We start from the raw sequence: 24,971 nt of genomic DNA, 5'->3' as shown, positions 1-24,971 counted from the left end.
TACTAGATTGTTCTCGTGGTGTCTGGAGTACTGACGTGTGCTCCTCCGATCTCGTGGGGCTGCGCCCCACGCTCACCCGCCTTGCTGCGCAAGGCGGGTGACACTCCGTCCGCTGCGCTCCCGGAGTGGAGGCCTCCGCTGCGCTCCGGCCCAGTGGGTCCGCTCCGCTCCCCCACCCAACGGCCCTTCCGGCTTCGCCTCCAGGGCCCTCAAGGCCCGCTGAAGCGGGCCAAGCTGACTACTGGGGCGAGGTGTTCACGGGCCTGACGGCCCGGCAGTAGAAGAGGCTGGGGTGGCGGCTCGTGAGTTCCGGTCAGATCTGCTGCGCCAGCATCCATATGGCGAATCCCAGGACAAGCACCCCGCTCACTCGCGTCATCGCATACCCCTTGCCAGTGGGTTCGGTCGCATCCGGATCCTTCACCCACCCTCTCTGCAAGTTTCTGTTCATCCTCCAAAGCAGTTGAGGCCGTACGACCTGAACCAGCCCCATGACCAGGAAGAGGCACAGGAACGGGATGAGGACTGGACTGCTGTCGCCGTCGGAAGCGGCTTGAATGACTGCGTCGCGATTCATGCTTCTCCGAGTGCCCGGGCCGCTTCCCAGAAAACAGTGTCGCTCAGACCAGGGTAGCGTGCTTCATTCTAAGTATCGGATAGACTCTGGAATCAGATACTACCCACCAGGCCCGCTCCGAAAGATTATCGAGATCCAGCCCACAGCCTTACCGATGACCATGACGGGCAGAGCAGTCAGCCGGCCACATCAGTCCAGCCACAACCCTCACGGCCCCTCTTGAACCGGACGCACCCCAGCAGAAGGCAGGCGAAGCATGTCCATCACAGGCCGCGCTGACCAACGCGAGGCAGCCCAGCGAGAAGCCATCGACGCGATCGTGCGCGCCCTCGAATTGCCTGCACGATCACTCGTGCCCGAGCGAGGGCTTCGGGCTCAGGTGATCATGGCGACCGGGTCCGGGAAAACGAGAGTGGCGGTCCGTAGCGCGGAGGAGCTCCACGCGGGCCGTGTGCTGGTGCTCGTGCCCTCGCTGGACCTCCTGGCGCAGACCGAGGCTGCGTGGCGTGAGGGGGGCCGTCGGGGGTCGATGATCGGGGTGTCCTCGCTGCGGGGTGAGGAGGCGAGCTTCCCCAACACCACGGACGTGGACGAGTTGGTGGAGTGGACGAGGGTCCTGGACAAGGTGACCGTGTACGCCACCTACGCCAGCCTCGGTCTGGGCACTCTGGAGCGGGCGCACGCCGCGGGCCTGGGAGCCTGGGACCTGATCGTCGTGGACGAAGCCCACCGGGTCTCGGGGCGGATCGGGAAGCCGTGGGCGGTCGTCCACGACAACCAGAAGATCCCCTCCCTGCGCCGCCTCTACATGACCGCCACGCCCCGGCTGTGGCAGCTCGGGGATGAGGACGAGGCCGGCGCACCCGGTGATCTGGTCGCGAGCATGGACGACGACCCCGCCGGGCCCTTCGGCGGCAGGGCGTACACCCTGACCCTCTCGGAAGCCATCGACCGGGGAATCTGCGCCCCCTACCAAGTCGTATGCGTCGATGTCACCGACACCGCCCTCCAGGCCGCGCAGCTCCTGGGCGCGGAGGGCCGGTCGGCCGAAGTCCGCGGGGTGCGGCTGGCCGCCCTGCAGACCGCGCTGGTGAAAGCGTCCGCTGAGGAGAACTTCCGACGCACGCTGGTCTTCCACCACGTCGTCAAGGAAGCCGAGGCGTTCGCGACTGGCCTGACCGATGTCGCCGCGCAGCTGCACGCCAGCGACCCGGAGCTGTACCCAAGGACGATCTGGGCCGACTGGCTGTGCGGGGACCACAAGCCGCTCCACCGCCGCCGGCTGCTCGAGGAGTTCGCGGCCGGGATCGCCACGGACGGCACCGTGGTGGAGAAGTGCTTCCTGTGCTCGGTGAAGGTCCTGGGCGAGGGCGTCGACACCAAAAACTGCGACTCCGTGTACTGGGCGGACGTACACGGCTCAATGCCGGACCTGGTCCAGGCCGTGGGCCGGGCGCTGCGGATGCAGCCAGGCGAGGGCAAGACGGCCTCGCTCGTGGTGCCGGTGCTGCTCGGACCGGGCGAGACGGTGGACAACATGCTCACCTCCCGGGCATTCGGTGGGCTTGCCAAGCTCTTGGAAGCGCTCCGGGCGCACGACGCACGTGTAGTGGAGCAGCTCGCCGAACAGCAGGCCCCAAGCCACTACAAGCCGCTCAGCAAGGACGAGCACGGGGAGAGTGCGAGCGGGAGCAGCGGCGGCTCCGAGACCGTCAGTGCCCCCGCCAAAGCCCTGTTGAAGTTCTCCACGCCACGCGACCCAGCTGCCCTCGCGGCGTTCATCAACCTGCGGGTCCTCAATCCGGAGCACGAGCACTGGCGGCGGGGGGTGGAGGCCGCCGTCATTTACGCCCGCGAGCACGGCGACCTGCGTGTGCCGTTCACGTTCCGTGTCCCGGAGGGTGAGGAGGCCGAAGCTGCCGGGTGGCCGACCTCGCTCATGTCCTTCCCGCTGGGGCAGTGGACCGCCGACGCTCGCCGCTTCTACGCCCGCGGCAACATGGACACCGGCCGTGTCGAACAGCTGGAGAAGCTCGGCATGATCTGGTCCCACTTCGACGTTGCGTGGGAGGAGGGACTTGCCGCCGCGCGCGGATGGGCGAGCGAACACGGCCACCTCCTGGCACCGCTGGACGCCACCTTCCAAGGTGCGAAGGTCGGCATCTGGCTGAAGAACGCACGGGCCGCCGCCCGGAGGGCTGCCGAGATCGAACAACGGCGCGCCCAGGGCCTGGCAGTGGAATCGGTCGCTGGGGCGCTGTCGGACGAACGGCGCGAGCAGCTGGAGGACATCGACCCGTCCTGGTGCCCGGCATGGCCCGTCACATGGCAGCGGTGCTTCCACCTCGTCCGGCAACACCTGGACGCCGGCGAGACCCTCCCCACCGAGGCGCACGGCGTCGATGCCGTACGCCAGGGCGAGGACCTCGGACGGTGGGTGACGTCGGTACGGCTCGGGTGGGATCAACTCACCGGCGTGCAGCAGTGGATGTGCGAACACGTCCTCGGCATCACACCCCCAACCGAGAACGAGAAACCGAAACCGCGGACCAGCCAGGCGCACAAATGGGCGCTGCATCTCACCGCCGCCCGGCAGTTCCACGAACGTGAGGGACACCTACAGGTGCCCAGGAAGCACGTCGAATGGATCGTCGGCGAGGACCAGGAGGAGCGGGAGCTCAAGCTCGGATCCTGGATCAGCAACCAACGCAGCAGGGCCACGACGCTGACCCCGGAGCGGATGGAACAACTGGCCGCGATCGGCATGAGCTGGACGTGACGCGCAGGTGCAGGAGTGGGCCAGGCAGGAGTCCTGCCTGGCCCACTCTGACCTCGCGACTGAGTTTGACCTCTTCCGCGGATGAGTCCTGGCCGGGGGCGAGCACGGGTTGGGCGGTGAGGCTGACCGGAAGCCTGTTCTCGTGAGCCCTCTCCAGGCCGAACCCGCGGTAGGGGTAAGGGTCACTCGGAGTTTTTTGGCGCCAGAGCACGGGGCGATGCGGAACGTGGAGGTCGGCAGCGCCCTGTCGCCGATCTGTGCGTAGGGCGTCGGCCAGCAAGGTGTTTCCCGGCCCTGGCTCCTGGCGGAGAGGCCGGGGAGCAGAAGGCCTCAGACCGCGACGGAGAGCAGGTCCACCACGAAGACGAGTGTCGAGCCCGCCGGGATCAACGGCGAGGGTGACTGGTTGCCGTAGCCGAGGCGCGGCGGAACGATGATCTCGCGCCGGCCGCCGGCCTTCATCCCTCTGACACCGCGGTCCCAGCCCTTGATGACCTTGCCACCGCCCACGGCGAACTTGAACGTCTGGTCCCGGTCCCACGAGGCGTCGAATTCCTTTCCGGACTCGAAGGTGAGCCCGACGTAGTGAACTCGGACAACCCTGCCCGGCTTCGCCTCGAGCCCGTCCCCGACGACGAGGTCACGGATGGTCAGTTCGGTGGGAGCCTCACCCTCGGGAAGGTCGATCTCGGGCTTCGTCAGTTCACTCATTGCAGCCTCATTCGTTCGCCGCCCAAAGCCCTCATACAGACCAGCCAGGCGCAGGGGCACTCTATGCGGTAGATCATCATGCTGTCGTGAACGCTGATCTCCTGGAGTCATGCCTGAGGCCGAATCCGACTCGCCTACGTGTGCGGCCCACAATTCTCAGCCGCCATCGCCCGTTCCAGGATCGCGGCAACGACCTCGGACTTGGCGTCGGCGTAGTTCTGCATGTACTCCCAGGACTGCAGGGAAAGTGACCGTTTGGCGTCGGCGTATAGCTTGCGCTCGCTGCTGACTGTGCGCAGCCGGTCGCGGAAGCGCAGCATACGGACGGCTTCCTGGCAGCCCTCGGGCAGGACGTGCAGGTTGGCCGATTCGACGCCTGGGGCGAGGTGGTACTTGCGCAGAACGCGGTGCTCGTACCATTGGGGCTCTCGGATGACGAGCGTGAAGCCAAGGTTTTCCAGGGCCGGTACGTAGCACGCCTCGTCGCTGGGATCGGGGACGGTCAGGAGTATGTCGATGACCGGCTTGGCGGGCAGGCCCGGCACGGAGGTGGAGCCGACGTGCTCGATCCGGTGGTCGATGTGGCCGAGGCGCTCACTCATGGGGAGGGCCTCCTGCTCGAAGACCGCGGGCCACCGCGGGTCGTACTCCCGCAGCGTGACCTGGCCGTTGAGCTTGGGCGGAGCGACAAGGTGGGCCGCCTCAATCTCCCCGGTGGTCATGGGTATGCGCGGGACTTCATCATCGGGCCGTCCGGACATGGGAGCTCCCGTCTGCGCTCTGAGGCCATGAAGCCAGGGCTCTCGGCAGTGAATCAGTGGCTTTCCGGCCCCGGCGCGGTTGGTGGTCATCCTTGCACCGCCGCAGATCCAACCGCTACGACCAGTGGCCGGCTGCGTCGGGAGCCGGGTCAGGTGGCCGCGTTGCTGGCCATGAGGTTGCTGTCCAGGCCGTCGAGGTCATCGGAACTCGGCGGTCAGAGCACGTAAGTCAGACGGAGGCGCCTCAGCGTCCGGCGAAACCCTGGTGAGCGGCCTGGTTCGAGGACCGTTTCGGCGCCAGGGAGTCGAAAGACGAGCTCAGTCCTGTTCGTGATCCGTGCACGCCAACAGGCGAACGGGCAGGGCCGATTCCGGTAATCGGTCCATCGGAGAGAGGCGAGTGGGGGGGTGGGGTCCCTCCGGGTTCTGGTGCTCCCTTGGAGAAGGTGTCCTGATGCGGACTTCGTCGGCTGAACAGGGCGCGGTGATCGCGGAGATCGTGGATGCGGTCCGTGAGGTGAGCTGCTGGCGGGCCGGCGTCTTGATGGAGCGGTTCGTGCGGGACGCGGACCTGGCCAGTCTGTGCGCGCTGCGCGCGGCCCTCGCCGCGGACGGCCCGGCGGATGCCGGGCGGTGAGCAGGCTCCTGCCTGCCATCTTCTGCGCGCTGCACAGGAGAAGGGCTCTCTCCTGCCGGTGCGGAGGGGGTGAGGTGGCCGGTGGTGGGCGCGGCCGCCGCCGGTGGTCGGAAAGCGGCGGTGGCCGCACGGCGCGGGGACGCGATAGCTCCCCTTCCACAGGGTTTCCCCCGGCGCCCTTCGTCCTCCCTCGTAGAGCGAGAGGGAGGCGCGCCCCAGGGCCGCGGCGGAGAGGACGCGATGCTGGGCCCTTGTGTCCGCTGCAGGATGCGAGGGCTCCGGCCGTCTGTGACCGTCCTTGTCCGGTGGGCGGCCCGGGGGCTGGGAGCCGAAAGGCACCGCGGCCCTGTGGGGTGCCGGCACGGGCGCCAGCCGTTGATTCAGACAGCAGGCAGCCCCCACCGTGCGCGCCGCGCGGGACGCAGCACGGCCCACGGCACCGACGCACACGCACACGCAGGCACAGGCACAGGCAGGCACAGGAAACAGCCCCGTCCGCCCGCTGCGCCCCGGTGGCCACAGAGGTGAGGAGTTCGTCTCCGGTCCAGTGAGGTCAGGCTCCGCGCCGGTTCGCGCCCTCCGGCGGTGCTACTTCACGGACCACTTGAGGGGCTCTTTGTAGTACCCCTGGGAGTAGGTGACCTGGTCCACCGTGGATCCTTCGGGGACGAGGTAGGGGTCGCAGACGTTGCGCTCCTCGCCCTTCTTCCACACGTCTTGGGTCCCGAGTTCTTTGACGCCGTTGAGGAGGTTGCAGTCCTTCGGCGTGCTGCTCAGAGCGCCGATGAGGATGAACTTGGTGCCCGGGCCCGCCGCGGTCTCGACGTTGACATCGCTCATCACCGGGGGCGGCTCTTTGAGCGTGTCACCTCCGGCATGGCGGGCGTTGACGTACACCCACACGACCTTCTTGCCCGCGTACTTGTCGGGCTCATCGAGTTCGTCGAGATCCTCCGGCTTGCCCTCAACGACCTTCGTCGGCGTGAACACGAACTGGGCGGTCTTCTTGAAGCTGGAAATCTCCTGCTCCGGGCTCGGCTGACCGAGCCGCAGCTTCTTGGGAGCCTCAGGGGCAGTTGAGGTGGCGTCCTTGGAGGATCCGCTCGTGGAGGGGTAGCACGCGGTGAGGGTGCAGGCCGTGGCCGCGCCGACGGCTATCAGCCCAAAACGCCGGCCACGACGCGCCCTGCGCTGATTCTGTGAGTGAGACATAAGACGGTACTTTATGTTGATCACATCACTGTGCAGACCAGCCCAGCGGTCCCGCACACGGCTGAGGTTGCTCGCTGATGCGACGGCCACCTGCGGGTAGGGCCGGTTCGTGCTCGGCTGCGTGAAGGGGCTGTTCCGCGGCCATCGCCTGGTCATCCGTCACGGTGTACGGGAAGCGTGCCTCGCGGCGGCGATACGCGGGTCCGTGGGTGCTGCCGGCGATGCGCCTGCACGGCCGGACGGAGGGTGCAGCTTGGCTCGGGATGCCGGTCGTCCTGTCCCGCGCCGTGCGTTAGGTGGATCCGGGTCAGCGCCGGCCGGCCGATGTGCTGGATGCTGGACGCGGTGCGGCTGCTGCGCCCGGTCGGTGGCCGGCAACTACTTGCGGAGCGCCTGTGCTACCAGGAGGACGGGGGCGAGGTGCGGGTCACCACGGCGGGCAGGCATGGCCACTGTCTCTCTTCGGGCTCTCTTCGGGCGCATGTGGGGCCGGTGGGGCACAGCGGCCAGGAGCGCTTGTGCCCCACCGGCGTTCAGCGACCTACGGCTTGGGAACCGTGCGGGCCACGGTCATCTTGCATGCGTCGCAGTGCGCAAGACCGAGAGAAGTCCGCCCACGACGGGTGCTGGTCCAGCAGCCGTCGTGGGCGGGAAACAGCCGCTGAACGCCCCTCCCCCGCGGCGGCACGATGTCTTCCCCGGGGTGTGAATACCCGTGGCACACAAGAGCGCGCCGCATACGGCCGGGGTGGCACGGAGACTGTCCGCGGTGTGTGACAGTGCGCCCGGCGGCGTGCTGCTCGGTCAGCGGATCTTGGTCAGCTCGCCCTTGTCCTGGAGGGTGGCGATCCCCCTGGCCCAGAGACTGTTGACGCGCTGGCGCTCCTGCGCGTTCGGGTAGGCGTTGGTGCAGGAGGTGCCGGGGCCGCCGCCGGACATCAGCTCGCTGCACGGGCCCGAGTAGTGGTCGGGCAGACCGAGCACGTGCCCCGTCTCGTGGGCCGTCACCCGGGTGGAGTTGTACTGCTGGTTTTGCCGGTAGTCCAGGAAGATGTAGCCGTGGCCGCGCCCGTCGGTGGAGGCGTACGAGCCGCGCGAGTCGTTGCCCTCGCGGTACTCGAAGTCAGCGCCCGAGCTGGACTCCTGGAGCTTCACGTTGCTGACGGAGGAGTTCCAGATCTGCGTGCTCTGCGCTATCTGGCTGCGGAAGCTCGGCGCCCTGCTCGTGCGGTAGCGGACGGTGACGACCTGGATGCCCGGCTGTGCTGCCTGCTTCTTCAGCGCCGACTTCATGACGGCGTCGAAGAACTGCCGGTTGGCCACCTGGTCCTCGGCGGAGCCCGCGTACGCCGACGTGGCGTTCGTGGAGGCGGGGCTGGCGGCGTCGGGCGCGGGCGCCGCTAACGCCGAGGGGGCGGCGGCGAGCGAGCTGACGAAGGCAGCGGCGCCGAGGATGGCGAGGAATCTGGTGCGGGATCTGTTCATGGGGGTGTGTCCCTTCCGGATGTCCGATGGCCTGGATGGCCAGGGCTGCCGGGACCCTTTGAGGCACGGGGATGCCCGGGGTCCCGGGACCAGGGGCCTACGGGCGGCCTTTGGTCGGGACGAGTATCGGGACGGCGGGGCGCGTTCGTACCGATGCCATTTAGTGATAGCGGCAAAGCATCAACTGGTATAAGCCATACGAGACTTGCCGCATCACGTGTCCGGTTCTGCGTCTGTTGGCGAGGCCTGATCCGGTGGATGTCGCGCACACGGAGGTTCAGGAGGGCGGCGATCCCTGTCCAGGCCGGGAGCGCCAGCCGAGCGACGGACACGAGCACGGCGAGCACGGCGAGGAGCTGGTGCCGGGCCGGCCCGCCCCTGGACCGTATGCGGGTCGTCCGCCGAGGGTCTCCCCCGTCCGGACCATCCATCCGCCCAGCGGATGCTGGGTGGTGTGGTCCGGCGTCAGAAGTCGGGTGACCGCCACTACTGGGCGGCGGAACGTGTGGTGAGGTCCTCGTCCGTGATGGGGCGGACCACCCGGCAAGGGGTGCCGACCGCGACGGTCATCGGGGGAATGCTGTGGCTGACGACGCTGCCGGCGCCGATGACCGACCCGTATCCGATACGGACGCCGGGCAGGACCACCGCGTTGCTGCCGATCCACACCTTGTCCTCGATCACGATCGGTTCCGAGAACCGTCCGAAGTCAGCACGCCGTTGGGGATGCACCGGGTGTCCCGTCGTGGTCAGCGTCACACTGGGCGCGATCATGACGCCGTTGCCTATGCGGATGTCCACGTCGTCGACGAGCGTGAGGTTCACGTTCCCGAAGAAGTCGTCGCCGATGTGGACGTTGCTGCCGAACCCGGCGTGGAACGGCGGCAGCAGCACCGTGCGTTCACCGACCGAGCCGAAGATCGCCACGAGCAGCGAGCGGCGCTTGTCCGTTTCGCTCGGCGGTGTGTGGTTGTACTCGAAGATCTGCTCGGTGCGGCGCCGCGGGCCCTGGAAGGCCGCTTCCGACTCGGTGTAGACAAGCCCTTGGGCGATCCGGGCCAGGACTTTGTCCTCCTGAGCACGTGTCACAGCGGAACGCTCCCCTCCTCCAACCCCTCGGGCACCGGCCCGGCGCGCCCCCGGCCGGCCGCGCGCCTCCAGAGCCTACGTACAGCGCGAAGAGAGCGTGATCCCTTTCGGACCACGGGCCGTGGTCCCCTCTGCCCCGGGCTGCGTGGGGTCTGCCGCTGCCGAACGATCATGTGCTCGAGCGGTACCCCAGCGCAGTCCGGCACGTGCTGCGGGGGACGGCACCAGACTCCGGTACGGCAGCAGGGCCCGGACCGCGTGTCGCGGTCCGGGCCCTGCCCCGTGCGGTGCCGCCCTGCGGCGGCGCTGCGTCAGCTCTGTGCGCTGTCGTCTCCCGCCTGCCCGGCTGCCTCGGCTGCGCCTGTCTTCTCGCGCATCTTGCGCACCAACTCCGCCTTCTGCTCAGCGGCACCCTGGCGGTCGAGGTTGCGGTGCGGGCCGTTGTTCTGCCGCTCAGCGCGAGACAGCCTCTTGCGCTTGCCGCCGCCCATACCCACAGGATTGTTGATGTTCTTGCTCACGGGTTCTCCCGGATTAGTGTGAAGTGATCTACGGATTCATCGGCGGGGTGACGGGCGCGGCGACGTCGGAGGGCGTCAGCAGGGGCCCGTCACGCTCACTCGTAAATCAGCGCCTGGAAGAACATGCCCATGACGTTACCCGGTTCCCTCGGCCCCGCACACCAAATTTCCGCCCTCCCGGCATCAGGCCGGGCCTGCGGCGAGCGTCAGGGGCCGGGCCGCCTCGGCCGGGCATGGAGTGGGTGTGCTTGGCCACAGAGGGCGGCCGGGCCCGTCATGTGGGCTGTCCCCGCCCCTGCGTCACCTGCCGGCACGGGCAGTTTGCCCGCCTTACCGCAGCATCGGGGCAAAAGGCCTCTCGTGTGCTCTGCGTCGTCCCCGCACCGCGGCATGTCCTGTGAACCGGCTCTCGCCGCGATCACCCTCAGCTCATACGGTCACGACGATCTTGCCCTGGGGATGGCCCGTCTCCAGGTGCTTGATCGCGGCGACGGCTTCGGAGAGCGGGTAAGTGCAGTCGAGGGCCGGTGTGATCGTGCCTGCCTCGGCGAGCCTCTTGAGGGCCATCAGGTCCTTGTGGCGCACAGTCACGATCAGGCTTCTCAGCACCTGGCCGAGGAACGGTGAGAGCGCGTAGCCGCGGAGCTGGCGGCCCAGGCCACCCACCCAGTCACCGCCACCTTCACCTCCGGCCATCACCAGGACGCCCCTGGGCGCCAGTGCCCGGCGCAGCAGGGACAGCGGGCGGTTGCCGGCGGCGTCGAGGATGACGTCGAACCGGTGCTTGCCGTCGGTGATCTCCTGGCTGGTGTAGTCGATGACGTCGGTGGCGCCCAGGGCCCGGACGAAGTCCGCCCTGCCGGGGCCGCAGACGGCGGTGACCTCGGCTCCGTAAGAGACGGCGAGCTGGATGGCGTAGGTTCCGATGCCCCCGGAGGCGCCGATGACCAGGACCTTCTGCTCCGGTTGCGGGCGCGCCTTGCCGCTGAGGGCCTGGCAGGCGGTGACGCCGGACACGGGGAGAGCCGCGGCTTGTCCGAAGGTGAGGTTGCCGGGCTTGGGTGCGAGTTTGTCCGCCCTGGCACAGGTGTACTCGGCCAGCGAGCCGTCGCCGCTGCCGAAGACCTCGTCACCCGGCCTGAAACCCGTCACCTTCGCACCGACCGTTTCGACCACTCCGGCGACGTCCCAGCCGCGAACCGGGTTCTTGGGTTTGCGCAGTCCCAGGGCGAGGCGGGCGATGTAGGGCTTGCCCGTCATAAGGTGTAGGACGCTCGGATCCACCCCGGCGGCGCGCACCTGGATCAGCACTTCGTTGTCATGGGGAACGGGGCGGTCGATGTCGCGTAGTTCCAGGACGTCGGCGGTGCCGTACGAGCCTTGGGCGATGGCCTTCATGAGTCCCCCTGACGGGTAGCAGCTGCCCCTGAGCATCCCGCCAGTTCGAACTGCCGGCCAGCCTCCCAGTCCCCCCGCCCTCCCTGCGCTGCCGCCCGCACGCCGCCCAACTCCACCGGCTGCCACGCATGGGCCTAGCCATTGGCGACCGTGCCGCCGGCCTCACGGCACCGGCGCTCGTGCACTGCGCGGTACCCGACCAGCCTGCGCACGCGCCACCCGACGTGCCCCCGCGTGGCGCTACGGGACGCGGCCGACCCTGCGTTGGGCACTTCAGGGGCAGGCAGCCTGATTCCAGTCAGCCGCCGGCGCATCTGCCGGCCAAGGCACTGGGGTACCCGCCCTCGACCGTGGACATCGGGCCGCTCAGCACCTCATCTCAGGGCGTCAAGAGCCCGCCACAGGCCGGTGAGTTTGCGTCCACAGCGCCCCGAAGACTCACACTGACGCTGAGGTTGAGGTTGAGACTTCCATGGCGAGGCCACTCGATGTGACCATCCCCCACCACCCCCTGGCCCGACAGCACAAGGCCATCTGGCGGCACTGGCGCGGCATCCGGCGCAGATCACCTGCCGGTCGGCAGAACGGCCGAAGTCACCGTGAGCGCCGGCACCCATGCCAAGGCACCCGACAGGTAGCACTCCGGTGCCATCGCCTCCACCGGCACGGACCGGAGCTCCGTAGCGCGTTCACGGTCGAGCGTGAAGGCGCCTCATATTCGGTCGGGCGACCTGGGCCGTGACGGCGAGGCCGGGCCGGGCCGGGAGCACCTCACAGACCCACTTCCTAGACGTTTCACGCCAAGAACGGCGACTGCGGCTGGCTCAACCCCCAGAACCCGCACCGCACCAGAGCCGCCCGCTCCAACACGCCACCAGATCAGACACCGGCCTTACGCACCTAGGCTTCGTCCGTGAGCTTCCGTCACTGAGGAGGTACGGCGATGCGTATTCCCGGGCCTGAGCCCCGCGCGGACGGCGGGGTCGGCGCCGTCACGGCAGCAGGGGGACTGCACAACTACCAGTTACGCCTGCACGCCGAGTACGGGCCCGTCGTACGGTTCCAACTGCCTGGCGTCGAAACAGCCGTATCAGTGGCCGACCCCGTACTGCTGGAGGCCACGGCTCATATCAACAAACGCCCAGAGCAGCTCTTCGAGTTCCTGGCCCCGCTGTGCGAGGCGGACAACCTGCAAGTACTCGACGCCGAGCAGCACGCCCCGTGGCGGCGCGTGCTGCTGTCGGTGCTGGCCGGACGCCCTTCCCACGAGCGGCACTTCGCGCAGTTCACGGAAATGGCCACGGCTCTCGCCGACCGATGGGACCAGCGAGCAGTGCGGGAGACCACCGGGCACAAGGGGCCCGGCGAGCCAGTCGCGTTGCAGAAGGACCTCACCGCGCTGGCGCTCCGAATGATCTGCCAGTTCGCTTTGGGCAGCGCCGCCCCGGACCCTGACCGCATCATCGCCGCGTTCGAAGACGTGCTCACCGAATACCTCGGACGCCTCTACCATGTGCCCGTCCCCGGCACCCAAGAGGAGCGGGCCACCCAGGCCGTCGAGGCCCTCACCTATCTGCGCGCGACGGTCGACGAGGTGATCGCCGCGCACGGTTCGGGCGGCCGTGCGGACAAGAGCGATCTGATCGGGGCGCTTGTCGAGGCCGGTGAGAGCCCCGCACGCATCCGCGACACCGTCATGGTGACGATGCTGGCAGCGCACCACACCACCGGGGTCGCCGTCTCCTGGACACTGCATCTGCTGGGCCGCCACCCGGAGATCGCCGAGCGGGTCGCGGACGAGCTGGACCGCGTGCTCGGTGACCGCCCGGCACCCGGCTACGCCGACCTGCGCGAGCTCACCCTTCTCGACATGACGCTCAAGGAGTCGATGCGGCTCTACCCGCCCGGCCCCTACGGCGCGCGGGAGACGACCGAGGAACTCGTCCTGGGCGACTACCAGATCCCGGCGGGGGCCACGGTCTTCTATCCTTTCTGGGCCGTCCACATGAACCCCGACTACTGGCCCGAACCCGAGAAGTTCATGCCCGAGAGGTTCACCCCGGACGAGGTGGCCAAGCGGCCGAGACTGGCCTACATCCCCTTCGGGCTCGGTCCCCGAAGCTGCGAGGGCGCCGCCCTGGCCATGATCGAGGCAGAACTCGTCCTGGCCGTACTGCTCAAACGCTTCCACTTCACGCCCGTGCCGGGTCACGAGGTGACGCCCATCGAACGGTTCGTCGTCTGGGCGCAGGACGACATCCACATGACACCCCACCCACGCACCCCGGGCCAGCCCTGTCCGGAGCCATAAGAAGGAGCCGCAAGGCGGAGCCATCACTCAGCCGACCGGCGTGCGCCATGGGCACGCTACCGACCGGTGGCCCCGCAGCCGACACTGCACCGCCAGGCCGCCGCGATCGCCCCGCACCGCCCCAGCAACGGGGCGAAGGCCTCGGACGGTGGGTCAACGCGTGACGGTTCGGGTGGGAGCGTCGGGCATGTGCTGGTGACAGAGATACGCGCTGTCGGTGACACTTCTACTCAGCGACCGGTGCCGAAGATCGCTTCGAGCACGCGAAGCGCCCGGTCACGAACGTCGTCATGCCTGACCTGAAGGGATGCGGGTCTCTCTGTTTCAGGTTGGTACGGCGCAACTCGACGCGAGAGGCAGGGTGAGGGCGACGATGCCAGCGCCGGGAACGACGGCAGTCCTGGTACTGCTGCCGGACGCCGACCCGCTGCTGGAGCTGACCGCCCAGGTGGATGCGCAGGTGGTGCGGCCGGGCGTGCCCGCACACGCAACGCTGCTCTACCCGTGGCTGCCCGCCGAGCAGATCGACGCGAAGGAGCTGGAGCGGTTGCGGGCCGTATTGGTGCGGTCCGCGCCGGAGGGCGGCCGGATTCCCCTGCGGCTGGCCGAGGTCGAGCAGGCCGGTGCGTTCATCGGCATCCCGGTGCCCGAACTGCGCGCCCTGGCCACCGCCGTTCGCACCGCGTTCCCCGAACAGGTCCCCTACGCCGGCCGGTTCGGGCAGGACCCACCGGTGCACGTCACCGTATCGCTGGACGCGACTTCCGACACCGCAGCCGACATTGCGCGCCGAGTCACCGGCCGTCTGCCCATCCGCACTGCGGTGTCCGCTGTACACGTGGTCGCTCTCACACCCGACGGTTGGCAGGTTCTCGCGCAGTTCCCACTCACCACTTGACCGGGCGGAGTTGGCTGTTCATCACCAGCGTCAGCGCGTTGACGGCGATGAACGAGCCGGTGATCCTCTGGGAGGCTTACGGCAGCCAGAGAGCTGGCTGGTAGGCACGTTCCCGTGGCCCGGTATCGCGCCCGTCAAAGCCCCCGCTGGTGGCTCGCCCGAGCTCGACACCGGGCTTCGCACCGGCACCCTCACCCTGCGCGCCATCGTCGGCGGGCTGCGCTCGAGGGCCGTGCCCAGCTGACGCACCAGATGTCCCGCAAGTCCCGCGGAGCATCTCCGCGGGACACCCCCCGCGCTTCTTCGGAGGCACCCGTAACACCGGAGGTCCCGCTCGCCCACCGTGAACCCGGAACCAACCAGCGGTGAACTCCGTACAACCAGCTCCGCCCTTCGGCGGTCACACCAGACAGACCCGCGCCCCGTCGACCGAGTGAGAGCCGCCATGCCACACAGCCGCCGCATCCTGACGTACGCCATCGCAACCGCCGCTGCGGTCACCGCCGGGTTCGTGCTCCCGTCCGGTGCCACCGCTGCCGCACCCTCCGCCACCACGAGCGACTTCAACGGCGACGGCTACGCGGACCTCGCCGTCGGCGTCGCGGACGGCACCGTCGACGGCCAGGCCAAGGCGGGGTACGTGAACGTCGTCTGGGGCGGCCCGAAGGGCGTCGGCGCCCACGGAAGCATCCGTGTCACCCAGGCCACTCCCGAGGTTCCCGGCGCCCCGGAGGCGGGCGACCGCTTCGGCGCGTCCGTGACCCTGACGGACCTCAACGGCGACGACATCGCGGAACTGCTCGTCGGTGTCCCCGGCGAGGACGTCACCGACCGCGGTGCGGACGCGGGCATGGTCATCGCCGTAGGCGGGTCGAAGAACGGCCCAGGACCGGCGTCGACGGTCCTGACCGGGCCGTCGCCGGCAGCTGCGTACGGCAAATCGGTTACGGCAGCCGACCTGACCGGCGGCGACAACAAGGTGATCGTCATCGGCGGCACGGACAAGGTCGTCGCTCGTGTCATCCAGGGTGAAGACAGCATGATCACCACCGTCGTCACCGCCCCCATGGGAGGCCGCCCCCCCATCCTGACCACCGGCGACTTCGACAGCGACGGCCGCGACGACCTGGCCGTGGCGTACTGGACCGCGGGCGATCCCAACACGCAGTCCCACGTACGCCTGTGGAAGTGGGACGCCGACCGGGCCGAGATGGCCAACTTCTGGAACACGGACAACGCCGGCGTGACCGCGCTGGCCGCCGGCGACTTCGACGGTGACGGGAACGACGACCTGGCGCTCGGCGAATGCCGTGAGATCGCCGACGAGAACATCGACGACCCGTGCGGTCCCGAGAAGCTCGCCAAGGGGGGAGGCATCCACCTCCACTACGGAAGCCCCGAGGGCGGCTCGTTCGGCGGCCGCGCCCAGACCCTCAATCAGGACACGGCAGGCGTCCCGGGGGTGGCCGAAGACGGCGACCGCTTCGGCGCCGCCCTCGCCGTCGCCGACATCAACCGCGACGGCCGCGACGACCTGATCGCGGGCGCTCCCGGTGAAGCCATCTCGAGCAAGGCGGGAGCGGGCGCCGCCTGGTTGCTCCACGGAGGCGCTCAGGGCCTGCTCGACGCAGGCGGCGCAGCCACCTCCGTCGCCTGGAACCAGGACACGTCCGGCGTCCCGGGCGTCGCGGAGTCGGGTGACGCCTTCGGCGCGGGGGTCGCCTCGGGTGACTACAACGCCGACGGCGTACCGGATGTCACAGTCGGCTCCCCTGGCGAGAATGCCTCCCTGGGCGCCGTATGGGTGCTCCCCCGCGGCTCGGCCCGCGACTCGGCGGCCTTCTCGCCCCGCACACTCGGCCTCCCGTACCTCTCCACACCTCAGAAGTACGGCAAGCCACTGAACAGCCACTGACTGCGCCCTACGGACGTTGCGCCCCTCGGTCACCGGTGTCGGCTGGTCCGGCGGGCGGGCCGACACCGGTGACCGAGGAATCCGAGCAGCAGAGGTCCCCCGGTCAGTCCACCGGCTGCGCACTCCGCCTTCAGCCCCGCCCGCCCTGAGTCCTGGTGTCGTCCCGTCAGGAGTGGTCGTGACCGGAGAGCTTGAGCGCTTCATCCGTATCTACCTGAATCAGGAGCAGGCCCATGCCTCGGCTGGCGGGAAGTGGTGGTCGATGACGCCGTGATGACACCAACTATGCGGTAGATCTTTTCAGTTGCCGACCTGCCACACAGGGGCGATCCTTGGCATGGGACGGTCGAGGAGGACAAGGATGGGGCTCATGCTCTTCCCCGGAGATGCCGATGTGACCAGCCCGGACATTTCCTGGTCCGCCCACGGCTTCAGCATGTTCAGGCAGTGGCTGGCCCAGGCCGAGGGGTTCGACCTCTCTGAGATGTGCAGCTTCGGCGGGGAACGCCAGTGGAGCAGCGTCTCAACAACACTGACGCCTCTGCTCGACCATCCAGATGACGATGGTCCGGACCTCACACCCGGCCAATGCGCAGGCATGCTGCCCCGGTTGGAAGCGATCATCAGTCAGCGGCAACACGATGGCGGTGACCTGGTTGTCCAACGCCGCATGGACGACACCCGCCAGTTGGTCACCGTCATGAAGTTTTGCGTGAACGCAGATGTTGAACTCATCTTCGGCTGATCACCGGACCGAAGAATGCCTGCCCCGCGGGGGTCGGTGCAATGTCTCCGGTCTCGTGAGCAGGACACGGGGGGCAGGAGGAAGTCGAGTCGATCCCTTCCGGGCGCGGGCGGGGAGTCGCACTCGGCCCTCCTTAGATCAGCCCCCCGCTTCCCTCCAGTGCAGCATTAGGCGACTGGGTTGATGCCGCGGAGGACGTCCCCGGCCCAGAGTCGAAGACCGTCCCTGCCTGTACCCGGTCCAGTGAGGACGAGTTGAGCAGGGTGGGGTGGGTCCACTTCGGTGACCGTCACCGTGGGATAGCGTCGGATCTCCGTCAGGGTCAGCTCAACGGTTCGGCCGTACTGGCTCACGCAGTAGAAGCGCGCCCCCAGGCGTGTTGTCGCCAGACAGCGCACCACGAGGGCGAGCAGATCTGTGTCGAGTGTGTCCACCTGCACGACTTGGATCTTGGGCGGTGGCTGCACGGAGGGCTCGGTCACGCCGTCATGGTCTCAGAGCCTCGCCGGGCTGGCGGCGCGCCTGTTGGACGAGTACCGGACGCATGCTCAGCTCCCAAGCCAGCGGACCGGGAAAGCACCAGCCAGGAACAGGAGTGGCCCCTTGGACACTTGGTTCATCGGAGGTGCGCGGCCTCGACGCGGTGCAGGTGGACGAGTATGTCGTAGGAGCGGGCCAGGGCGGTTTCAGGGGCCCGGTCCGACCAGTACAGACCGTAGGAGCGCGTGGGGCGGGCGGCGTCGAGCCAAGTGCGGGCCGCGGCCGGGGCGGTGCGCAGGTCCAGGGCGAAGTCGCGGTAGCGGACCTGGTCCAGGGTGTGTTCGTTGTGTCCGGCCGGCGCGGGGTCCACGGTGTACTTCTGCGGTTGCTGTGCGGTGTAGTCGGGCAGGGCATTGAGGCTGCCCTCGTTGAACGTCAGGCCGATGTTCACGTATTGCGCGCCGAGGCTCTTGCGCAGGAACGCGCCGACCGGTTCGGGGAACTCCTGCGGATTGTCACTGGTGTAGGCAACGTGGCCGTTGTTGGAGGCAAGCAGGATCTTGCCGTTCGTGTGGGCCAGCCACCAGGCGGTGTTGTCGGCCATGACGTGGTCCCGGTAGCGCATCCGCTCCGGGAACTCGTCGTCGGGGAAGGCATATCCGGTGAAGCTCTGGGCGATGGCAGTGGCGTTCTGCACAGCCCAGTCGTAAGCCCGGTCCCTGGAGCCCCGCGGCCGCCCGGACGCACGCAGGACGGTGAGGGCGTGCTCGGCGCGATCGGCTTCGGCGCGGCGCGACGCGGTGTCCTTGCCCAGCTGCTGCGCCATCCAGGCACCGGCTTGCGTGCCTCGGGCGGGCCGGAGTCCCGCGTACAAAGTGTCGATCTGCTGGGCAAGGCCGGGCCGGTGCGTGGTGACGTACGACGTGACCTGGTCGAAGGCTTCGCCCCCGGGATAGCCGAGGTCGTTGCCGACGAAGTGGAGCGGGGGCCGGTCGGGATGGCTGACGTTGTAGCGCCGCATCCAGTGGATGAGGTCCAGGTGCTCGTCGGTGTTCCAGAAGACGTATTGGCCCTGGAACTCCTCACTCATGATCTGCTCCGGGTCGCCGACCCCGTGCGTCACGTAGTTGTCCAGGCGTAGGCCGGTGCTCCAACTCGCCTCCAGGACAAAGGTGGTGAAGCCTCGGGTGGCGACCAGCTTCTTGAAGACGCGCGCCTTGAGCGTGAAGAACTCGTGACCGCTGTGGCCCGCCTCACCCAGGCCCACGACCCGCGCGTCGCCGATCATCCGGACGACGCTGTCGAGATCGTTCAGGGGGACCGCGCGGCGCTGGAGCGCACTCAGCGGCGGGTCGGTGGCCTGGGCAGAGGCGGTGCCGAGGGGCAGGAGGGTGCCCGCGGCGAGAGTGGCGGCGGTGAGGCCGATCAGACGGCGGCGATTCAGATTCATGTCAACTCCCGTAAGCCCTGAAGGTGTTGGTCGATGTGAACGGGACGACCATAGCCAGGGTTTGCGCATGCGCGCAATACGTTTGTATAGATCGATCGCCTAAGGCGGGTGCGCCAGACGTCCGGTAACCTGCCCTGCCATGGGAAACCGTGAAGACCTGCTGTCCGGCGCCCGGCGCTGCCTGGAGGAGAAGGGCTGGGGTCGGATCACCGTGCGCGACATCGCGGCCGCGTCAGGCGTCAGCATGGCCGCGATCGGCTACCACTTCGGCTCCCGCGAGGCGCTGTTGACCTCGGCTCTCATCGAGGCGATCGATGAATGGGGCACTCGGCTCGGTCGGGTCCTGTCGGCGTACGGCGCCGAAGGCGCGAGCGAGGCCGAGCGGTACGAGGCCCTGTGGGCAGCGGTCATCCAGTCCTTCGCCGATGACCGCACGCTCTGGCTCGCCACCCTCGAAGCACTGGTACAGGCCGAGCACTCCGACGACCTGCGCCGCTACCTCGCCACCGGTCAGGCCGAGGGTCGCCGCGGTCTCGCCGCACTCCTGCGCGGAACCCCCGAGGACGCCGTCGACGACGCGACCGCCCGCACCCTCGGTTCGGCGCAGTTGGCCCTGTTCACCGGCCTGATGACCCAATGGCTCACGGATCCGGACCAGGCCCCGCGAGCCTCCGAGGTCGTCACCGGCCTACGAGCTCTCACGCGCCTCGTGCACTCGGACACGTAGCCCTCACCTGGTCGGCTGCGCATGTTGCGAAATATGCCCCCGCCCGGTATATCCCGGGCGGGGGCATGGCACGGCCGGACCACATTACGGTCCGCGAGAATTGACGGTTACCGCGTTGCGGTGGCCAGTGGGAGACGCCGGCGGAGGTGCCACGTACGTCGCCTTCCAGCACCCCGGCTTCGCCACCGCGCTCGACCAGGCCGTGCCGATGCTGTCGATCGGCGCGGGCTTTCGGGCGCGCGGGCGATACTGATGGTGACAGTCGCCAGGCCGCCGGGCCGGCCTCGGACGCGGGCCCGGTCGGTGAGGACGCACCTTTGTCGATGTCTCCGAGGGGAGCCGTTCATGACCACGGCGAAAGACCTGTTCATCGTCGCCATGGACCTGAAGCATTCCGTGGGCCAGGGCGACCTGTCCCTCGCACTCGCGGGAGCCGAGCTGATCGATCTCATCGGTGCGGGGGCGGTCGCCGTGGACGGCGACCGCATCGTGCCGGGTGGACAGCCGACGCCGGACGATCGGTTCCTGGGCGAGGCCGCGGCAGGGCTCACTCGGCAGGCGCCCTATGAGCGGATCGAGGACTGGCTGTGGCGCCGGGGCCGCGACCTCTCGGCCGCGTACCAGGCCGCCCTGGAGGAGAACGATGAGCTGAAGCCGCAGCGACGCGGCCGGTTGCCCTTCGGCTCGGCACGCGTGGAACCGGTCGATACGCCCGCGCGCCGCCGTGCGGCCGACCGCTGGAAAGAGAAGGAACCCGTCCTGGCCGCCCTCGCCTCGGTCGTGGGCATCGAGGACGAACAGTCCGACGATGAGCCCGGCCTCGATGACGAGGCGGTGACGACCGTGCTGGCCGCCGTCCACGACGCGGTGATGGAGCTGGAGGCCGTGCGTCAGAGGCGCACCATCGAGAACTCGGCCTTCGCCAACCTCTGGCGCGGACCGTGAGCGGAACCCGCCTTCGGGGGCGCGGCCGAGTCCGACCAGGCCGACCTGCCCGGCGTCAGGGGCGGCGGCCAGGGCCAGGTCTCGGCCGCGCCGCCAGTCGTTGGGGACCGCGTACGGGATCTTGAGACCACGAGCAGCCCGTGGCAGGCTCATGCCGCATGATCGATGAATTCGCGAAGGACAACCTGCACGGGAGACTGCGGCGGGACCGCAAGGCGCTGCTGTGGAAACTCGACGGCCTGTCCGAATACGACGTCCGCCGGCCTTTGACAGCGACCGGGACCAACCTCCTCGGCCTGGTCAAACACGTGACCACCGTCGAGGCCAGGTACTTCGGCGAGGTCTTCGACCGCCCTTGCCCGGAACCGCTGTCCCGGTGGCAGGACTCCGACGGCAGCGATCAGTGGGCTACCGAGGACGAGACCCGCGAGCAGATCATCGGGTTCTACCGGCGTACATGGGAACACTCGGACGCCACGATCAACGAGCTTCCCCTCGACTCCCCCGGCCACGTGCCGTGGTGGCCGGAGCCTTGTCCGAACACGAACCTGTTCGCCGTCATGGTCCACGTCCTCGGCGAGTCCATCCGGCATGCCGGGCACGCCGATATCCTGCGCGAGGGCGTCGACGGCCGGACCGGAGTCCGTGCCGAGAACGAGGAGCAGATCGACGAAGAAGCCCGTGCAGCCTACTGCGCGAAGATCGAGCAGGCCGCCAAGTCGGCCGCACCGATCAAGGCTTAGAGGTAAGCCCACGTGAGTTGAAGTTCGTGCGGCATGCTGCCGGTCGTGGGTGCCGCGCTACTCGAAGCTCCTGGTCCCTGATGAACTCTGGGAGCCGGCCGCCCCGTTGTTGCCGACGTTCGCTGGTCGTCCGCAAGGTGGTGGGACCGCTCCGTGTGGTTCTATGCGAGGCCACCGTTGCTCATCAGCAGTTGACCGTTGATCCACTCGCCTTCCCTGGAGCACAGGAAGTCGACGAGGTGCGCGGTGTCCTGCGGAGTGCCCAGTCGGCCGAGGGGGGCGCTGCGGATGCAGTCCTCCCGGACTTCCTCGGGCATCCAGCCGGTGTCGACCGGTCCGGGGTTGATCGCGTTGGCGGTGACGCCGAGGTGGGCGAGTTCGTGGGCGGCGGCCAGGGTAATGCGGTCCAGGGCACCCTTGCTGGCTCCGTAGGGCAGGTTGCCAACGGTGTGATCACTGGTGAGGCTGACGATCCGTCCGGTTCCCCGTTCTGCGGCGAAGCGGCGTCCGAACTCGCGGATGAGCAGCCAGGTGGCGCGCGCGTTGACGGCGAAGTGCCGGTCGAAACTCTCCAAGGTGGTGTCGAGGAGCCCGGAGTCGACAGACTCGCAGTGGCTCATCACCAGTGCGGTGACACCGCCCATCCGTTGTTCGACCTCGTCGAAGACACGTGCCGGGGTATCTGGGTCGGCGAGATCCGCCTCAACTGCGGTGGTGGACGCACCCTGTTCGGCCAGAGCCTGGCTGATCGCTTCGGTCGCGCCGGGCTCGATCCCCCAGCTCATACGGTCGTCGTAAGGGGTCCAGTAGGTGAAGGCGATGTCCCACCCCGATGCGGCCAGCCGACGGGCGATGCCCGCCCCGATACCAACGGTGCGGCCCACCCCGGTAATCAGGGCGAGCGGACGGTTGGCCGGAGAGCTTTGTCCGTGGGCAGGCTGTTCACTAGCGGTGTTCATCGTCACGGTCCGGAATGGTTCACGAACAACTCCGCAGCGTCAATCGCATTCCTGCCTCGCAGCTCACCATGTCACCGTGCGCAAGGGCGAGTTGAATATGTGCTGCCCCTGCTGCGGAACGGGAGAATCCCGTAGGGCTGCCGCTTCACGGGCGAAGGCGTACACCTCAGCGTCTCGTGCGACCCACCTGATACTGGCCCAGGGCCTCCGGCTCGGCATCATCCGCCTTCACGCTGCGGGAGCCGTTCTGCATGGCCGTGGACTTTTCGACCAGCCTCCCGGAGGCTGTTCCCGTGGACTCGCCGCTGACCACCTATCTGCTGCCTGCCGTCCTCGCCGTGATCATGTTCGGTCTCGGACTCGGCCTGTCCGTGGCCGACTTCCGCAGGATCGCGGCGTATCCGCGGCCTGTGGCCGTCGCGCTTGTCTGCCAGCTGGTACTGCTGCCCGCCGTCTGTCTGGGCCTGGTGCTGGCCTTCGACCTGAGTCCCGCGCTGGCCGTCGGCATGATGCTGCTCGCGGCCTCTCCCGGCGGCACGATGGCCAATATCTTCAGCCATCTCTTCGGCGGCGACGTCGCCCTCAACATCTCGCTGACCGCCATCAATTCGGTCATCGCGGTCGTCACGCTGCCGATCGTCGTGAACCTCTCCCTCGACCACTTCATGACCGGCACGGACGAGGCGCTGGGACTTCGCTTCGACAAGACAGTTCAGGTCTTCCTCGTCGTGCTGGTGCCGGTCGCGGCGGGGATGCTGGTCCGACACCGCCGTCCGGACTTCGCCGAGCGCTCCACGCGGATCGTCAAGGTGACGGCGATCGCCGCGCTCGTCGGCATCATCATCGCCGCGCTGGCCGCCGAGCGGAAGAACGTGCTCGGCTATCTCGCCGACGTCGGCCTCGTCGTCTTCCTCTTCGGCGCGATCTCCCTCACCATCGGCTACGGCGCGACCCGGCTGGCCCGCGGCGACCACCGGCAGTCCGTCGCCACCTGCTTCGAGATCGGCATGCACAACACCACCCTGTCGATGGCGATCGCCCTCAGCCCTTCGCTGCTGGACAGCACCCGGATGGCCATTCCCTCGGCGGTGTACGCGGTGGCGATGTTCGTCATGGCCCTGACCGCCGGATTCCTGCTGCGTCGCGTCGCCCCGGATGAGACTGCCGCGGTCGGCGCGGGAGCACCTCCGGCGTCCAATTCTGAGAACCGGACGCCGCGCAAACAGCTGGGTCCGCGTTGGTTTCCGTGGCCGACACGGAAGCGGGCCGCACCCGGCCGGGAGAGGCTGTGACCCCAGGGGGAGGCAAGGAGGCAGCCACCGCCGGTCGCGGCACGGCAGGATTCAGGACCAGGGCAGGACGAGAGCACCCCAGGCCACCACGGGACCCGCTGCGACGATGCCGCAGGTGTAGCCGAGGACCTGGCGGTAGAAGCCGCGTCGTTCCACTCCCCGTGCGTTGCTCAGCACGAGCGCGCCATTGGTCGAGAACGGTGAGACGTCGACGATCGTCGTGGAGACGGCGAGTGCGGCGATCAGGCCCGTCGAGCTGAGGTGGCTGGTCAGCAGCAGCGGAACGGCGATCGGGATGATCGCGGTGAGGATCGCGGTCGAGGAGGCGAAGGCGGAGGTGACGGCGACCGTGAAACACAGGAGGAGGGCTACGACGAGCGGGGCCCCGAAGTCGGCCGCGTGCTGGGAGATCTTCTCGATGATCCCGGCGTGCTCCAGCATCGCGATGTAGGTCATCATGCCGCCGACCAGCAGGAGGGTGTGCCAGCTGATGCCGTCCACCGCCTTCTCCTGGCGCTTCATGTCCAGGAGGGCAAGGAGCGCTCCGGCGGCCAGCGCGAGGACACCGATCTGCATCTGGAAGCCGAGCGCACACACCACCAGGGCAGCGAGGGCGGCGAGTGTGGCCCACTGGTGCCCGGTTGCTCGCTGTGCTTCCGTGTCGCCGTTCGTCGCCTCCTGTTCGGGCGGCGTGGTCGGGTCCGTCGTCATCGTGCGGCGCCGCAGGGCGGCGAAGGTCAGCACGGACAGCAGGAGGTTGACGGCGAAGCTGGCGAAGAAGAGCGTCGCAGGGGCGACGGACAGCTCGGTGTCGTCGACCATGCCGAGCACCAGGGCCCCGGAGACGGCCATGGGCGAGAAGGCTCCGGCGTGGGCACCACTGATCACCATCATTCCGGTCATCAGCGGGTTGATGTCGTAGCGGAAAGCGAAGTTCATCGCGATGGGTACGAGGATCGCCACGGCGGCAGGGGTGAAGGTGCCCAGCGACGTCAGCACCCCGGCAAGGAGGAACAGCACCCAGGGGATCAGGGACGTACGCCCCCTCACCAGGCGGACTCCGGCGGCGACCAGGAGATCGACCGTGCCGTTGCGGCGGGCCACGGCGAACAGATAGGTGACGCCGACGATGGTGAGGAAGAGCTCCACGGGGAAGCCCTCGAATATCTGATCCTCCGTCATGTTCAGTGCGGTCGTACCGATCGCGAACGACGCGACGAAGGCCAGGATGCCGATGTTGATCGGCAGGACGGTGCCGACGACGAACATGACGAGCAGCGCGCCGACGGATACCAGCTCAGGAGACATCATTGTCCTCTTTGTCCTGCGGAAGGGG

At 68.4% G+C, this 24,971-nt stretch carries 23 protein-coding genes; 11 read left to right on the top strand and 12 right to left on the bottom strand.

From position 1 onward, the window contains the following. Positions 1 to 313 precede the first annotated feature (313 nt). Complete coding sequence (locus ABZ833_RS44760; protein ID WP_361059621.1) at positions 314 to 577, bottom strand: DUF6199 family natural product biosynthesis protein; 264 nt, start codon at positions 575 to 577, stop codon at positions 314 to 316. A gap of 256 nt (positions 578 to 833) precedes the next feature. Here ABZ833_RS44760 and ABZ833_RS44755 point away from each other — a divergent pair, with 256 nt between their 5' ends. Beyond that, positions 834 to 3,356, top strand: coding sequence for a Helicase associated domain protein (locus ABZ833_RS44755; protein ID WP_361059618.1), 2,523 nt, complete (start codon positions 834 to 836; stop codon positions 3,354 to 3,356). Between the two features lie 330 nt (positions 3,357 to 3,686). Here ABZ833_RS44755 and ABZ833_RS44750 read toward each other — a convergent pair whose 3' ends face one another. Next, entirely contained in the window at positions 3,687 to 4,067 is a 381-nt protein-coding gene (locus ABZ833_RS44750) for an FKBP-type peptidyl-prolyl cis-trans isomerase (protein WP_361059616.1), read from the bottom strand. A 134-nt stretch (positions 4,068 to 4,201) separates the two neighbouring features. Beyond that, the gene (locus tag ABZ833_RS44745; RefSeq protein ID WP_361059613.1) at positions 4,202 to 4,789 is read right to left on the bottom strand and encodes a GrpB family protein; all 588 of its coding nucleotides are present in this window, start codon (positions 4,787 to 4,789) and stop codon (positions 4,202 to 4,204) included. Positions 4,790 to 5,282: 493 nt separating this feature from the next. Here ABZ833_RS44745 and ABZ833_RS44740 point away from each other — a divergent pair, with 493 nt between their 5' ends. Beyond that, positions 5,283 to 5,465, top strand: a complete 183-nt coding sequence (locus ABZ833_RS44740; protein WP_361059610.1) for a hypothetical protein — start codon at positions 5,283 to 5,285, stop codon at positions 5,463 to 5,465. Positions 5,466 to 6,053: 588 nt separating this feature from the next. On the opposite strand, the gene ABZ833_RS44735 is transcribed toward ABZ833_RS44740, so the two are convergent. The 5 genes from ABZ833_RS44735 to ABZ833_RS44715 all read right to left on the bottom strand — a co-directional run bounded on the left by ABZ833_RS44735 (position 6,054) and on the right by ABZ833_RS44715 (position 11,170). Next, positions 6,054 to 6,677: a hypothetical protein gene (locus tag ABZ833_RS44735; RefSeq protein WP_361059608.1), complete on the bottom strand. Its 624-nt coding sequence runs from the start codon at positions 6,675 to 6,677 to the stop codon at positions 6,054 to 6,056. An 804-nt stretch (positions 6,678 to 7,481) separates the two neighbouring features. Beyond that, complete coding sequence (snpA, locus tag ABZ833_RS44730) at positions 7,482 to 8,162, bottom strand: snapalysin (RefSeq protein ID WP_361059605.1); 681 nt, start codon at positions 8,160 to 8,162, stop codon at positions 7,482 to 7,484. Between the two features lie 486 nt (positions 8,163 to 8,648). Then, on the bottom strand, positions 8,649 to 9,251 hold the full coding sequence (locus tag ABZ833_RS44725; protein WP_361059602.1) for a sugar O-acetyltransferase: 603 nt from the start codon (positions 9,249 to 9,251) through the stop codon (positions 8,649 to 8,651). Positions 9,252 to 9,562: 311 nt separating this feature from the next. Continuing rightward, positions 9,563 to 9,772: a DUF6243 family protein gene (locus ABZ833_RS44720; RefSeq protein ID WP_361059599.1), complete on the bottom strand. Its 210-nt coding sequence runs from the start codon at positions 9,770 to 9,772 to the stop codon at positions 9,563 to 9,565. 429 nt (positions 9,773 to 10,201) lie between these two features. Then, on the bottom strand, positions 10,202 to 11,170 hold the full coding sequence (locus ABZ833_RS44715) for an NAD(P)-dependent alcohol dehydrogenase (RefSeq protein ID WP_361059597.1): 969 nt from the start codon (positions 11,168 to 11,170) through the stop codon (positions 10,202 to 10,204). Between the two features lie 943 nt (positions 11,171 to 12,113). On the opposite strand from ABZ833_RS44715, the gene ABZ833_RS44710 reads away from it, so the two are divergent. The 4 genes from ABZ833_RS44710 (at position 12,114) to ABZ833_RS44695 (ending at position 17,039) form a co-directional block, all read left to right on the top strand. Beyond that, positions 12,114 to 13,481 carry a cytochrome P450 gene (locus tag ABZ833_RS44710; RefSeq protein WP_361059594.1) on the top strand — a complete coding sequence of 456 codons (1,368 nt, stop codon included), beginning with the start codon at positions 12,114 to 12,116 and terminating at the stop codon, positions 13,479 to 13,481. A 373-nt stretch (positions 13,482 to 13,854) separates the two neighbouring features. Beyond that, positions 13,855 to 14,379, top strand: coding sequence for a 2'-5' RNA ligase family protein (locus ABZ833_RS44705; RefSeq protein ID WP_361059591.1), 525 nt, complete (start codon positions 13,855 to 13,857; stop codon positions 14,377 to 14,379). A gap of 445 nt (positions 14,380 to 14,824) precedes the next feature. Then, positions 14,825 to 16,294 (top strand): FG-GAP repeat protein, encoded by a 1,470-nt coding sequence (locus ABZ833_RS44700; RefSeq protein WP_361059588.1) that lies wholly within the window; start codon positions 14,825 to 14,827, stop codon positions 16,292 to 16,294. Positions 16,295 to 16,655: 361 nt separating this feature from the next. Continuing rightward, the gene (locus ABZ833_RS44695) at positions 16,656 to 17,039 is read left to right on the top strand and encodes a hypothetical protein (protein WP_361059586.1); all 384 of its coding nucleotides are present in this window, start codon (positions 16,656 to 16,658) and stop codon (positions 17,037 to 17,039) included. A 167-nt stretch (positions 17,040 to 17,206) separates the two neighbouring features. Here the strand turns inward: ABZ833_RS44695 and ABZ833_RS44690 are convergent, their stop codons facing one another. Together ABZ833_RS44690 and ABZ833_RS44685 are read right to left on the bottom strand one after the other, a co-directional pair. Continuing rightward, on the bottom strand, positions 17,207 to 17,521 hold the full coding sequence (locus ABZ833_RS44690; protein WP_361059583.1) for a hypothetical protein: 315 nt from the start codon (positions 17,519 to 17,521) through the stop codon (positions 17,207 to 17,209). Positions 17,522 to 17,655: 134 nt separating this feature from the next. Next, entirely contained in the window at positions 17,656 to 18,969 is a 1,314-nt protein-coding gene (locus ABZ833_RS44685) for an erythromycin esterase family protein (protein WP_361059580.1), read from the bottom strand. A gap of 139 nt (positions 18,970 to 19,108) precedes the next feature. Here ABZ833_RS44685 and ABZ833_RS44680 point away from each other — a divergent pair, with 139 nt between their 5' ends. The 4 genes from ABZ833_RS44680 to ABZ833_RS44665 all read left to right on the top strand — a co-directional run bounded on the left by ABZ833_RS44680 (position 19,109) and on the right by ABZ833_RS44665 (position 21,384). Further along, positions 19,109 to 19,696 (top strand): TetR/AcrR family transcriptional regulator, encoded by a 588-nt coding sequence (locus ABZ833_RS44680; protein WP_361059578.1) that lies wholly within the window; start codon positions 19,109 to 19,111, stop codon positions 19,694 to 19,696. A 127-nt stretch (positions 19,697 to 19,823) separates the two neighbouring features. Then, positions 19,824 to 19,949, top strand: coding sequence for a hypothetical protein (locus ABZ833_RS44675; RefSeq protein WP_361059575.1), 126 nt, complete (start codon positions 19,824 to 19,826; stop codon positions 19,947 to 19,949). Positions 19,950 to 20,041: 92 nt separating this feature from the next. Beyond that, positions 20,042 to 20,641 carry a GPP34 family phosphoprotein gene (locus tag ABZ833_RS44670; protein WP_361059572.1) on the top strand — a complete coding sequence of 200 codons (600 nt, stop codon included), beginning with the start codon at positions 20,042 to 20,044 and terminating at the stop codon, positions 20,639 to 20,641. A gap of 158 nt (positions 20,642 to 20,799) precedes the next feature. Continuing rightward, positions 20,800 to 21,384, top strand: coding sequence for a DinB family protein (locus tag ABZ833_RS44665; protein WP_361059569.1), 585 nt, complete (start codon positions 20,800 to 20,802; stop codon positions 21,382 to 21,384). 161 nt (positions 21,385 to 21,545) lie between these two features. On the opposite strand, the gene ABZ833_RS44660 is transcribed toward ABZ833_RS44665, so the two are convergent. Beyond that, positions 21,546 to 22,343, bottom strand: a complete 798-nt coding sequence (locus ABZ833_RS44660) for an SDR family oxidoreductase (RefSeq protein WP_361059623.1) — start codon at positions 22,341 to 22,343, stop codon at positions 21,546 to 21,548. A 251-nt stretch (positions 22,344 to 22,594) separates the two neighbouring features. Between ABZ833_RS44660 and ABZ833_RS44655 the strand changes: the two genes are divergently transcribed. Continuing rightward, positions 22,595 to 23,635 carry a bile acid:sodium symporter family protein gene (locus ABZ833_RS44655; protein ID WP_361059567.1) on the top strand — a complete coding sequence of 347 codons (1,041 nt, stop codon included), beginning with the start codon at positions 22,595 to 22,597 and terminating at the stop codon, positions 23,633 to 23,635. 51 nt (positions 23,636 to 23,686) lie between these two features. Here ABZ833_RS44655 and ABZ833_RS44650 read toward each other — a convergent pair whose 3' ends face one another. After that, the gene (locus ABZ833_RS44650) at positions 23,687 to 24,946 is read right to left on the bottom strand and encodes an SLC13 family permease (protein ID WP_361059564.1); all 1,260 of its coding nucleotides are present in this window, start codon (positions 24,944 to 24,946) and stop codon (positions 23,687 to 23,689) included. Positions 24,947 to 24,971 lie beyond the last annotated feature (25 nt).

Source organism: Streptomyces sp. NPDC047525 (genome assembly GCF_040643025.1).
GTDB lineage: Bacteria > Actinomycetota > Actinomycetes > Streptomycetales > Streptomycetaceae > Streptomyces > Streptomyces durmitorensis.
This window is presented reverse-complemented; position numbering and strand designations above follow the sequence as displayed.